General features: G+C 67.6%; 8 protein-coding genes. 2 read left to right on the forward strand and 6 right to left on the reverse strand.

The annotated features are described in order from the left end of the window. Positions 1-87: 87 nt before the first annotated feature. Together ACZK1G_RS18515 and ACZK1G_RS18520 are read right to left on the reverse strand one after the other, a co-directional pair. Positions 88-2379 carry an NADP-dependent malic enzyme gene (locus tag ACZK1G_RS18515; protein WP_087923578.1) on the reverse strand — a complete coding sequence of 764 codons (2292 nt, stop codon included), beginning with the start codon at positions 2377-2379 and terminating at the stop codon, positions 88-90. Positions 2380-2609: 230 nt separating this feature from the next. Continuing rightward, positions 2610-3953, reverse strand: a complete 1344-nt coding sequence (locus tag ACZK1G_RS18520; protein ID WP_014038427.1) for a dicarboxylate/amino acid:cation symporter — start codon at positions 3951-3953, stop codon at positions 2610-2612. Positions 3954-4285: 332 nt separating this feature from the next. On the opposite strand from ACZK1G_RS18520, the gene ACZK1G_RS18525 reads away from it, so the two are divergent. Next, positions 4286-5455: an OprO/OprP family phosphate-selective porin gene (locus ACZK1G_RS18525; protein ID WP_075676289.1), complete on the forward strand. Its 1170-nt coding sequence runs from the start codon at positions 4286-4288 to the stop codon at positions 5453-5455. 66 nt (positions 5456-5521) lie between these two features. Next, a complete protein-coding gene (locus ACZK1G_RS18530; RefSeq protein ID WP_101766047.1) occupies positions 5522-8164 on the forward strand; it encodes a hybrid sensor histidine kinase/response regulator in 2643 nt (880 codons plus the stop codon). 559 nt (positions 8165-8723) lie between these two features. On the opposite strand, the gene ACZK1G_RS18535 is transcribed toward ACZK1G_RS18530, so the two are convergent. From ACZK1G_RS18535 to ACZK1G_RS18550, 4 genes are read right to left on the reverse strand one after another with little or no spacing between them, the layout of a single operon-like run. After that, positions 8724-9374 carry a response regulator gene (locus tag ACZK1G_RS18535; RefSeq protein ID WP_049442935.1) on the reverse strand — a complete coding sequence of 217 codons (651 nt, stop codon included), beginning with the start codon at positions 9372-9374 and terminating at the stop codon, positions 8724-8726. Positions 9375-9402: 28 nt separating this feature from the next. Beyond that, positions 9403-10458: an ABC transporter substrate-binding protein gene (locus ACZK1G_RS18540; protein WP_101766048.1), complete on the reverse strand. Its 1056-nt coding sequence runs from the start codon at positions 10456-10458 to the stop codon at positions 9403-9405. Beyond that, positions 10455-11846, reverse strand: a complete 1392-nt coding sequence (locus tag ACZK1G_RS18545) for a sensor histidine kinase (RefSeq protein WP_101766049.1) — start codon at positions 11844-11846, stop codon at positions 10455-10457. Before ACZK1G_RS18545 ends, ACZK1G_RS18540 begins: the two co-directional genes overlap by 4 nt. Next, positions 11839-12528, reverse strand: coding sequence for a response regulator transcription factor (locus ACZK1G_RS18550; RefSeq protein ID WP_014038433.1), 690 nt, complete (start codon positions 12526-12528; stop codon positions 11839-11841). Before ACZK1G_RS18550 ends, ACZK1G_RS18545 begins: the two co-directional genes overlap by 8 nt. Positions 12529-12629: the final 101 nt, after the last annotated feature.

Below are 12629 nucleotides of genomic sequence, written 5' to 3' on the forward strand. Positions count from 1 at the left end.
AGCGGCCGGCACTACCGGTTTCCGCTGCGCGGAAACAGAAGCGCGCCCCGAGGGGCGCGCTTCTGCAGCTGGAATCGGAAAGAAGGCTTACGCCTTCTTTTCCGCTTCCAGCTGCTTGCGGATCTGCGCATCGACCGCGGCAATCGCGGTCATGTTCAGGATCCGGCGCGAGGTCGCGCTGGTGGTCAGGATGTGCACCGGCTTGTTCACGCCCATCAGGATCGGGCCGATCGCCACGCCGTCGGTGAACACGCGCACCAGGTTGTAGGCGATGTTGGCCGCTTCCAGGTTCGGCAGCACGAACAGGTTGGCGCGGCCCTGCAGGGTCGAGCCCGGCAGCAGCTTCTGGCGCAGCGCTTCATCCCACGCGGTGTCGCCCTGCATTTCGCCATCCACGTTCAGACGCGGGTTGCGCTTGAGCAGCAGCTCGCGCACCTGGCGCATCTTCAGCGCGTCCTTCGAATCATGGCTGCCGAAGTTGGAGTGCGACAGCAGCGCGACCTTCGGCTCGATGCCGAACAGCTTCATGCGGTAGGCCGCCTGCAGGGTCGCTTCGCACAGCTGCTCGGCGGTCGGGTCTTCCTGCACGTGGGTATCGACGAAGAAGAACACGCCCTGCTGGTTGATCACGCCGGTCATCGCCGAGGTCGAGGTGACCTTCGGCTCCAGCGGCAGCACGCTGCGCACGTAGCCCAGCTTCTTGTGGAAGCGGCCGACGATGCCGGTCAGCATCGCATCGGCTTCGCCACGCGCCACCATCACCGCCGCGATCAGGGTCGGGCGCGAACGCATCAGGTTCTTCGCCGCGGCCACGGTCACGCCACGACGGCCGGTCAGGCCGTGGTAGTACTGCCAGTACTCGTTGAAGCGCGGGTCGTCGTTGATGTTGGTGACTTCAACGTTCTCGCCGATCTTCAGGCGCAGGCCGAGGCGCTCGATGCGCGATTCGATCACTTCCGGGCGGCCGATCAGGATCGGGTGCGCCAGGCCGTCATCGACCACGTTCTGCACCGCCTGCAGCACCACTTCCTCTTCGCCTTCGGCGTACACCACGCGCTGCTTGTCGCTGCGCGCGCGGTCGTAGACCGGCTTCATCATCAGGCTGGTGCGGTAGACGAACTGGGCCAGCTTGTCGCGGTAGGCGCCCATGTCCTCGATCGGGCGCGAGGCCACGCCCGAGTCCATCGCGGCCTGGGCCACGGCGGCCGACAGCTCCACCAGCAGGCGGCGGTCGAACGGACGCGGGATCAGGTATTCACGGCCGAAGCTCGGGGTGTCGCCGCCGTAGGCCGAGCCCATGTCGGTGGCGGCGCGGCGGGCCAGTGCAGCGATGGCACGCACGCAGGCGATCTTCATTTCCTCGTTGATCGCGGTGGCGCCCACGTCCAGCGCACCACGGAACAGGTACGGGAAGCACAGCACGTTGTTGACCTGGTTCGGGTAGTCCGAACGGCCGGTGCCGATGATCGCGTCCGGACGCGCGGCGCGCGCCAGTTCCGGCATGATTTCCGGGGTCGGGTTGGCCAGCGCGAAGATCACCGGATCCGGCGCCATGGTCTTGACCATGTCGGCAGTCAGGATGCCCGGCGCCGACAGGCCCAGGAAGATGTCCGCGCCGTCGACGATCTCGGCCAGGGTGCGCTTGTCGGTGTCGCGCGCATAGCGCTGCTTTTCCGGGTCCAGGTCGGTACGACCGGTGTGGATCACGCCCTCGCGGTCGAAGGCCAGGATGTTCTCCGGCTTCAGGCCCAGCTGCACCAGCATGTTCACGCAGGAAATGCCGGCCGCGCCCATGCCCGTGGTCGCCAGCTTCACTTCCTCGATCTTCTTGCCGGTGATCGCCATGGCGTTGAGCACCGCCGCGCCGACGATGATCGCCGTGCCGTGCTGGTCGTCATGGAACACCGGGATCTTCATGCGCTCGCGCAGCTTGCGCTCGACCACGAAGCATTCCGGCGCCTTGATGTCTTCAAGGTTGATGCCGCCGAAGGTCGGCTCCAGCGAGGCGATGATGTCGACCAGCTTGTCCGGGTCGGTCTCATCGACTTCGATGTCGAACACATCGATGCCGGCGAACTTCTGGAACAGCACGCCCTTGCCTTCCATCACCGGCTTGCCGGCCAGCGCGCCGATGTTGCCCAGGCCCAGCACCGCGGTGCCGTTGGAGATCACCGCCACCAGGTTGCCGCGGGCGGTCAGCTCGCTGGCCTGCTGCGGGTCGGCCTTGATCGCTTCACAGGCGTACGCCACGCCCGGCGAATACGCCAGCGACAGGTCGCGCTGGGTCAGCATGGGCTTGGTAGCGGAAACCTTGATCTTTCCCGGCGGGGACATCCGGTGGTAATCGAGGGCGGCCTGTTTGAAATCTTCGTTGGACATCGATGTGGGTTACATGAATGGGCAGAAGGGACAGGGGATGATACCCCCGTTGGAGCGTCTGGACCTGTCGCTATCCTGTCGCAGGCATGCTGCGACCGCACAATTCCGTGCCGTATGCGACGGTACCGCGACACCAGCTTCGGCGCTGCCCATGACAGCCATGGGACGCCCTGAAACGCCGCGGGGCCGTACCACTGTCGTGACCGGCCCCGCGGTACCACACACCTGGATCAGCCCTTGGCCGGCAGTGCCTCGGGCAGCGCATCGACCGGCGGCGGCAGTTCGCTTTCGCGGCCATCCAGCGCCAGCTTCAGGCGGTTGCGGTCCAGCGCGCCTTCCCAGCGCGAGACCACCACGGTGGCCACGGCATTGCCGATGAAGTTGGTCAGCGAGCGGCACTCGCTCATGAAGCGGTCCACGCCCAGGATCAGCGCCATGCCGGCCACCGGCACTTCCGGCACCACGGCCAGGGTGGCGGCCAGGGTGATGAAGCCGGCACCGGTGACGCCGGCCGCGCCCTTGGAGCTGAGCATGGCGACCAGCAGCAGGGCGATCTGGTGGCCCAGGGTCAGTTCGGTGTTGGTGGCCTGGGCGATGAACAGCGCCGCCAGGGTCATGTAGATGTTGGTGCCGTCCAGGTTGAACGAGTAGCCGGTCGGGACCACCAGGCCCACCACCGACTTGCTGCAGCCGGCGCGTTCCATCTTCTCCATCAGCGACGGCAGCGCCGACTCCGACGAGGAGGTGCCGAGCACCAGCAGCAGTTCGGCCTTCAGGTAGCGCGCCAGCTTGAACACCGAGAAACCGCACAGGCGGCAGACCAGGCCCAGGATCACCGCGACGAACAGGAACGCGGTGAGGTAGAACGAGCCCACCAGCCAGGCCAGGTTGATCAGCGAACCTACGCCGTACTTGCCGATGGTGAAGGCGATCGCACCGAAGGCACCGATCGGGGCGGCCTTCATCAGGATGTGCACCAGCTTGAACACCGGGGCGACCAGCGCCTCCAGGAAGTTCAGCACCGGCTTGCCCTTCTCGCCCACCATCGCCAGCGCGATGCCGAACAGCACGGCCACGAACAGCACCTGCAGGATGTTGCCATCGACGAAGGCGCTGAGCAGCGTCTTCGGGATGATGTCCATCAGGAAGCCGACCAGGGTCAGGTCGTGCGACTTCTCGACGTAGCTGTGCACCGCGGTCTGGTCCAGCTCGGCCGGGTTGATGTTCATGCCGGCGCCGGGCTGCACCACGTGCGCCACGATCATGCCGACGATCAGCGCCAGCGTGGAGAAGAACAGGAAGTACGCCATCGCCTTGGCGAACACCCGGCCCACCGTGCGCAGGTGGGTCATGCTGGCGATGCCGGTGACGATGGTCAGGAAGATCACCGGCGCGATGATCATCTTCACCAGGTTGATGAAGGCATCGCCGAGCGGCTTCATCTTCTCGCCGATCAGCGGCTCGTAGTGGCCGAGGATGGCGCCCAGGACGATCGCCACGATCACCTGGAAGTACAGCTGGCGATAGATCGGCAACGGCTTTGCAGGCACCGGTGCTGCGGTCGGGATGTGCATGGCGGACTCCGGAAGGGGCGTTTTCAGGCACGTACGGCCCCGGGACTGCACGGGAACCGTTACCGTGGAAACTGCTCGCAGGCCCTGTGCAGCACGCACAGGGGGTGCGACCAATGGACGCCTTTGTACGCGCCAGGCACGCCGGCGCAGATAACCTATTGGTACTAGCCCCCCGGTTCAGGTGGCACAGGTGCCTACACTGGCGCCGCACCGCCCGATCCTGGGGAGGCTGGTGGCCCGGGCTGAACGGCTGGGCGAGTCTTTGCGAAAGTTCCGGCCCTCGCGGCCGTTGATGTCCTGTCCACACGCAATCTGAGAGAGCCGCACCCAACATGCGCCCGAATCCCACCTTGCTGGCCCTGTCGCTGGCCGCCCTTCCCGCCTTCGCCTCGGCCGCCGATTTCGACAACTGGCCGACCAAGTACACCTTCGGTGATGGCACCGAGCTGGCGGCCACCGCCAACATCGCCTACGACTACAACGACTTCTCCTCGGCCAGTGGCCTCGAGGACGACGATGCCGTGCGCCGCAAGGAATTCGGCGCGACGCTGAAAAAGAAGGGCGTCTACGATGCGATGGTCTACTACGACTTCCAGGCCGATACCTGGCTGGACGTGTTCGTGCGCTTCGAGAGCAAAGCCTTCTTCGGCCGTGACGTCGGCCGCTTCCGCTTCGGCTACATGAAGACCCCGGTCGGTCTGGATGCGAACACCTCTTCGCGTGCCGGCAGCTTCCTGGAAACCTCGCTGCCGGTGCAGGCCTTCTACGAAGGCCGCCGCACCGGTGTGGAGTGGGTGCTGGAGCGCCCGCAGTACCTGCTGCAGGCCGGCGCCTATGGCGGCAAGGACCTGCAGGGCGACAACCCCGGCACCACCCAGGCCGTGCGTGCGGTGTGGACGCCGGTGAAGGCACCGGGTGATGTGATCCACCTGGGCCTGGCCTACTCGCAGGAAAACCCGCGTGGCTACAGCGATGGCCGCGACGTGCACCACGAGGCCAGCGCCCGCCTGCGCGCGCGCCCGGAAGCCGGCCTGACCGACATCCGCTACGTCGATTCCGGTGCGCTGGTCACCGCCGACCAGATCCGCCGCACCGGCCTGGAAGGCATCTGGATCCGCGGCCCGTTCTCGCTGCAGGCCGAAGCGCTGCGCGCCACGGTCACCCGTCATGACGGCAAGCCCGACTACACCGGCAGTGGCCAGTACGCGATGGCCAGCTGGGTGCTGACCGGCGAATCGCGCCCGTACAACGCCGGCGCGGTGGCCAACATCAAGCCGGCGCACAACTACGGCGCAGTCGAACTGGTGGCACGCTACAGCCGCCTGGATCTCGATGACGGCGACATCCTCGGTGGCCGCCAGCATGACCTCACCCTGGGTGCGAACTGGTACCTGACCAGCCACTTCAAGTTCCAGGCCAACTACGTGAAGGTCGACGCCAGCCGTCGTGGTGTGCACAGCACGCCGGAGATCTTCGAGCTGCGCGCGCAGATGCACTTCTGACCCCTTCCACGTCAGACCCCGGCGGGCGTGCACGCCACGCCCGCCGGCCCTGCGTAGACTGCCGCCATGTACTGGCTCAGCCGCCATCGGATGCTGTTGCTGACGATCCTGGTGATGGTCGGTGGCACCGTGCTGTGCGCGGTCGCCGCTGGCCACTACGCCTGGCGGCGCGCGCTTGGCGAGGAAAGCAGCCAGGTGCAGCGCCAGCTGCAGTTGTACGGCCAGGGCCTGCAGCAGCGCATCGACCGCTTCGGCACCTTGCCGCAGGTGCTGGCGCTGGACCCGGATCTTCTGCACGCACTGCGCGTGCCGCCCTCGCCCACCGAACGGCAGCGGCTGAACCTCAAGCTGCAACGCGCCAATGAAGTCACCCGTGCTTCGACGCTGACCCTGGTCGGCCATGACGGCGTGGCGGTGGCGGCCAGCAACTGGGACCAGCCGACCACCAATGTCGGCGAGAACTACAGCTACCGCCCCTACTATCGCCAGGCGCTGGCGCAGGGCCGTGGCCGCTTCTACGGCATCGGCATGACTACCGGCGTGCCCGGCTACTACCTTTCGCAGGCCATCGAAGAAGACGGAAAGCGGCTGGGCGTGGTGGTGATCAAGGTCGAGCTGTCCGCGCTGGAACAGGAATGGTTGAGCAGCCCCGACGTGGTGCTGGCCAGCGACGACCACGACGTGGTGTTCCTGGCCAACCGTGACAGCTGGCGTTACCGGCTGCTGCGCCCGCTGGGCGCCGATGAGCGCCGCGAGATGCTGGACGCCCGCCAGTACGCCGACCGCACATTGCAGCCGCTGCGCGCACGCACAGAAGACGTGCTGGCCGACGGCGGCCGCATGGTGCGCCTGCTGGACCCTGCGCTTCCGCAGCCAATGCTGTGGCAAAGCCTGCCGCTGCCCGCCGAAGGCTGGAACCTGCACCTGCTGCATGACGCCAGCGCCGCCACCGCTGCCGGCCGCGCCGCGGCACTCACCGGTGGTGCCGCATGGCTGGCGTTGGGCTTCCTGGTGCTGTTCGTGCAGCAGCGCCGGCGCCTGGCCAAGCATCGCCTGCGCAGCCGCCGCGAGCTGGAAACCCTGCTCAAGCAGCATGCACAGGAACTGCGCACCGCGCAGGATGGCCTGCTGCAGGCCGCCACCGATGCCGACAGCGGCCTCAGCCGCAGCCTCGAACACCTGCCCCAGGGCGTGGTGGTGATCGACCGCGAACTGCGCCTGGTCGCGTGGAATTCGCGCTATCTGGAACTGTTCCGCTTCCCGTTGGACCTGGTACGCGTGGGCCGGCCGATCGAAGACCTGTTCCGCTTCAATGCACGCCGTGGCCTGCTCGGTCCCGGCCCGGTGGACGAGGCCATCGAGCGCCGCCTGAACCACCTGCGCAGCGGCCGCCCGCACATGCGCGAAAGCGAGAAGGACGACGGCACGGTGCTGGAGATCCGCGGCAATCCCCTGCCCGATGGCGGCTTCGTCACCAGCTACGCCGACATCACCAGCTACAAGAACGCTGCGCGCGAACTGCGCTCGCTGGCCGATGCACTGGAACACCGTATTGCCGAACGCACCCACGATCTGGACGAAGCACGCCGCGAAGCCGAACAGGCCAACCGCTACAAGACCCGCTTCGTGGCCTCGGCGGTGCACGACCTGCTGCAACCGCTCAATGCGGCGCGCATGTTCGTCTCGGTGCTGCGCGGCAAGCTGAGCGACCCTGCGCAGCAGCAGACCAGCGATCACATCGACGCTGCATTGGCCGCGCAGGACGCGATTCTCAACAGCCTGCTCGACATTGCGCGGCTGGAATCGGGCAGCCTGCCGACCCGTGTGCAGGCGTTCCGGCTCGGACCTTTGCTGCAGACGCTGGCGCGCGAGTTCGGTATCGCCGCGCACTCACGCGGCTTGGTGGTCGACTGGATCGATACCGATGCGGTGGTGGTCAGCGACGAAGCACTGCTGCGGCGCATCCTGCAGAATTTCCTGTCCAATGCACTGCGCTACAGCGAACGCGGCCGCGTGCTGCTCGGCTGCCGTCGCCGCGAAGGCATGCTGTGGATCGAAGTGCACGATCAGGGTCCCGGCATTCCCGACGCGTTGCAGAGCGAGATCTTCGAGGAGTTCCGCCGCCTGCACGACGGGCAGCAGCGCGGCGCCGGCCTTGGCCTGGCCATTGTCGACCGCATCGGCCGCCTGCTGGGACATCCGATCCGGCTGCGCTCGCAGCTGGGCCACGGCAGCGTGTTCGCCGTAGGCGTGCCATTCGGTGAAGCCAGCGCGATTCCCGCTTCTGCACCCGCGCCGGTACTGGTGCAGGAACCGGCCGCGGACAATCCGCTGCGCGGGCGCCGGGTGTGGGTGATCGACGACGATCCCCACGTCTGCGCAGCCAGCCGCGCGTTGCTGGAGCGCTGGGGCTGCGAGGTGATGCTGGCCGATGGCCCGCAGGCCGCGCTGCAGCTGGCCAGTACCACGACCGTGCCGGAGCTGGTGCTGCTGGATGTGCGCATGGGCGATCACCACGGCCCGGTGCTGTACGAGACGTTGGCGGAGCTGTGGCAGGCACGCCCGCCAGTGGTGCTGGTCACCGCCGAACGCGATGCGGGATTGCGTGAGATGGCCGCCGAGCGTGGCTGGGGAATGATGGCCAAGCCAGTGAAGCCGCCGGCGCTGCGGGCGCTGATGAGTCAGTTGCTGGTCCGGCATCGCGGGTGATTCCAGCCAACGGCACAGCCCCTCGTGGGTGGTGTCTGGTTGCTCGTGAAAAGCAAAAGCCGTGGGTGGGCCGGTCGGGTTGGGTGCGCGGGGGACGCCGTGAATCCATCCCTGGAGGCTTGGCAGCCGCATCCATGCGGCTGACACCCCCGCGAACCCAACCCGACCGGCCTCTGACAGATTTCGGTGGCCTGCCACCCACGGAGAAGAAAAAGAAGATCAAAAGCGGATCGCGCGCTGCGCTTGCTCGTGTAAAGCCGAGCCCATGCTCGGCTTCGCGGACCGGCCGCAAAGCAGCCGAGCGTGGGCTCGGCTCTACAAAAGGCAGCCTGCCAGGCTGCCTTTGCTTTTGATCTTCCTTTCTCTTCCGTGGATGGATGCGCACGGAACCTGTCCATGGCCGGGCAGGTGGGCTGCGCAGGGGCGTGAGCCGCATGGATGCGGCGACCGAGCTTACATGGACGTACTTGCAGCGGCCCCTGCGCAGTCCACCTGCCCGGCCTCACTCATGAACTACTCTACGTGTCCACCCACGAGGGGCTTCGCCGTTGGCTGGAAACTACAACCCGATGCCGGCGTCGCCCTCGGGCTCCAGCGCCTTCACCAGCACTGCCGCCTGCGTTCGGCTATGGCACTCGAGCTTCTTCAGGATCGCGGTGACGTGCACCTTCACCGTGTTCTCGGCCAGCCCCAGCGTGTAGGCGATCTGCTTGTTGAGCAGGCCATCGGCCAGGCACAGCAGCACGCGGAACTGCTGCGGGGTCAGCTGGGCTAGGCGGCTGGCCAGCAGTGCGTCGGCCTCCGAGCGTTCGGCGGCCATCGCCGGGAACCACAGGCCACCATCCAGCACCGTCTGCACGGCCTCGCCGATGGTCTCCGCCGGGGCAGACTTCGGGATGAAACCGGCCGCGCCGAACTGCTGCGCGCGGCGGATCACCCGCGGATGGTCATTGGACGAGAGGATCACCACCGGAATGTCCGGATGCGAGCCACGCACGTGCAGCAGCGCGGAAAAACCATGTGCACCGGGCATGGTCAGGTCGAGCAGCACCAGGTCCACATCCGGCTGCGCGTCGAGCGCCTCAGCCAATGCCTCAGCGCTGGCGACCTCGCGTACCTGCGCCAGCGGCAGGCTCTGCCGCAGCGACTGCACCACCGCCGAACGCAGCAGCGGGTGGTCGTCGGCGATCAGGATGGTGTATTCGCTCATGCCGCCATTGTACGGGCAGGCCGCCGCGTCAGCGCCCTGCCGGCTCCACGCTGCTGCGCCAGGCATCCAGGAACTGGCGGCGCTTGAGCGCGTCCAGGTACACCAGCAGGCCCGGGCCGAGCTGGATCGGACGACGGCTGCGGCCGGGCGCATCGTCGCCACGTGCGTTGCCGGTCACGATCGGCATCAGCCGCGCCTCGCGCGACAGCACCTGCTGACCACGCGGTGACAGCAGGTAATCGAGGAAGCGCCGGGCTTCTTCCGGGTGTGGGCCGGTGCGTGGGATCAACGCTGTGCGCAGCACCACCAGCGTGTAGTCCTCGGGCTCGACAATGGCCAGCGGCGCGCCGGCATCGACGCGTGCCTGCGCATAGGAGCCGAGCACGTTGTAGACCAGCGACAGCTGGCCGCTGGCCACCTTGTCCAGCAGTACGCCGGTGCGCTCCTCGCGGACCACGTCGTTGTCGCCGAGCGCACCCAGCAACGCGCCGGCGATGCTGCCACGCTGCGCATCCTGGGTCGCCAGCAGGTAGCCGACACTGCTGCGCTCGATGTCATAGGTGCCGACCTTCCCGCGCAGCGGCGCGCCCTCGGCACGCAGCCGGTCCAGCAACTGGCGGCGCGTGTGCGGCACCTTCGCCGACGGCAGTGCACGGGTGTTGTAGACCATCACCACCGGCTCGTAGCTGATGCCGAACGCCTCGTTGCGCCACTGTGCCCAGGCCGGCAACGCAGCGGTCTGCGCCGAACGGTGCGGCAGCGCGTGGCCATCGTTGACCAGCTTGGTCTGCAGGTCCATGCCACTGGAGATCAGCAGGTCCGGCGATGCCGGCCCGACGCGGTCGTGCAGGTACCGCGCGTACAGGTCCTGGGTGATGATGTCCTCGTACACCACCTCGGTGCCCGGGTGCAGGCGCTGGTAGTCGGCGATGACCACCGCGAACACTTCGATGTCGGTGGTGCCGTGGATGCGCAGCTGCGCGGTGGCGGCTCCCTGCGCAGGGAAACGGCGCACATCGCCCGGTGCGGCCAGCACCGGCAGGGCCAGCAGCAGGGCAACGGCCGTGGCGAACAGGCGGATCATGAACTGCTCCGGGGCAGGCGGATGGTGGCGATCAGCCCGCCCTGCGGGCGGTTGCTGAGGTCGATGCGGCCGCCATGGCTGTCGACCACGCGCTTGACGATGGCCAGGCCTAGCCCGGCACCGCCGGACGGCGCGCCTTCGCCACGCGCGAAGCGTTCGAACACGCGTTCGGCATCGGCGGCCGCGATGCCTGCGCCATGGTCGGCGATGGTCAGCACGGCCTGCCCGCCTTCCACGGTCAGCGCGATCTGCAACGGGCCCTCGCCGCCATACTTCAATGCGTTGTCGACCAGGTTCTTGATCGCCTCGCGCAGCAGCAGTGCATCGCCGTGCACCTGTACGGGTTCGGCGGTCATCGCCAGTTGCACACGAGGCGCAGGGGCGGCCTGCGGCAGCGCTTCATGCAGGGCCTGGTGCACGGTCTCGGCCAGGTCCACTGCAGCAAAGCGCTGCAGGTGCGAACGATGGATCACGCTGGCATCGCTGAGCAGCTGGTTGAGCAGCCGGCTCATGTGGGTGGCGTTGCGCTCGATCGCCTGCAGGCTGCGCCGCATGTCCTCAGGATCGTCGTCGTCCAGCGCCAACTGCGCCTGTGCACGCAATGCCGCCAGTGGCGTACGCATCTGGTGTGCGGCCTCGGCCATGAACGCGCGCAGTGTCTCGTTGCTGCTGGACAGGCGCTCCATGAAGCGGTTCAACGCGGCCACCATCTGGTCCATCTCACGCGGCACGCGGGCATCCAGCGGCTTCAGGTCGGAAGGCTCCCGTCGCGACAGCTCGCGTTCCACCCGCACCAGCGGACGGAATGCGCGATGCACGCCGAAGGCCACCAGCGCCAGCAGCAGGCCGGACAGCACGCCGATCGCCAACAGCGCGCGATTGACCATGTCCTGCGCGACGGCTTCCCGTGCACGCCGGGTCTGGCCAACCTGGACCTGTACCTCGCCCTGCGCCGACGCGGCGGCGAAACTGCGGCCGACCACCACGAAGCGCACGGTCTCGCCGCTGTAGGGGGCGTCAAACAGCTGCGGTTGCGTGCCGGGCCGGCGCGGCGGTGCCGGCAGATCGCCGTAGCCGGTGATCAGGTTGCCGCGGTTGTCGGCCACCCGATAGAACACGCGGTCTTCCGGCGCCATCGCCAGCAGGTCCAACGCCGCATACGGCAGATCGACCTGCCACTGGCCATCGACCAGGGCCACCGAATCGGCAATGGACAGCGCCGAGGACACCAGCAGGTGATCGTAGGATCGATTGGCGGCGCGCTGGCCGTAATCGCGCGCGGCGAACAGCAGGGCCACTGCGAACACCGCCAGCAGCACACCGAGGTAGAGCAGCAGCGTGCGCCGCAGCGAGCCCGGCGCGGCCGTTGCAGCGCGCATGTCAGCCATCGGCGTCGGCACTGGCGTCGCTGGCTTCCAGCAGATAGCCCACGCCACGCACCGTAGTGATACGCAGCGGTGCGCCGGCCAGCTTCTTTCTCAGGCGGCCAACGTACAACTCGATGGCATTCGGGCCCGCTTCGTCATCGAAGCCGAACAGGCCGTTGCCGATCTCGTCCTTGCCGACCACCTGGCCAAGGCGGCCGACCAGGATCTCCAGCAGGCGGTATTCGCGGTTGGGCAGTTCGATCGGCTCCCCGTCGAGGCTGACCCGGTGCGCAGCATTGTCGAACTGGAAGCCGCCGATCTGCACCACTTCGCTGGCCTGGCCGCGCGCACGCCGCAGCAGCACGCGGCAGCGCGCTTCGAACTCGCGGAAATCGAACGGCTTGCCCAGGTAGTCGTCGGCGCCGACGTCCAGCGCCTGCACGCGATCTTCGATGCCATCGCGCGCGGTCAGCATCAGCACCGGCGTGCTGTCGCCGCGCTCGCGCATGCCGGCCAGCACGCGCAGGCCATCGAGCTTGGGCAGGCCGATATCCAGCACCACCAGGTCGAAGCTCTGGTAGCGCAGCACGCTGGCGGCGGCCAGGCCATCGGCCTGCCAGTCCACGGCATGCCCGCTGCGGCGCATGCGACGGATGATCGCATCGGCCAGATCCGGGTTGTCTTCGACCAGCAGCAGGCGCATGGGCACACGGGTGGGAGGGGAAACGAATGCTACCGCATGCCGCCGCTGACCTTGCCGGGCGTGGCCCCGTGAGCGCAGCGGCCGGTTTTACGCTGCACCGC

It is taken from the genome of Stenotrophomonas sp. 109824_Sma (assembly GCF_056480025.1).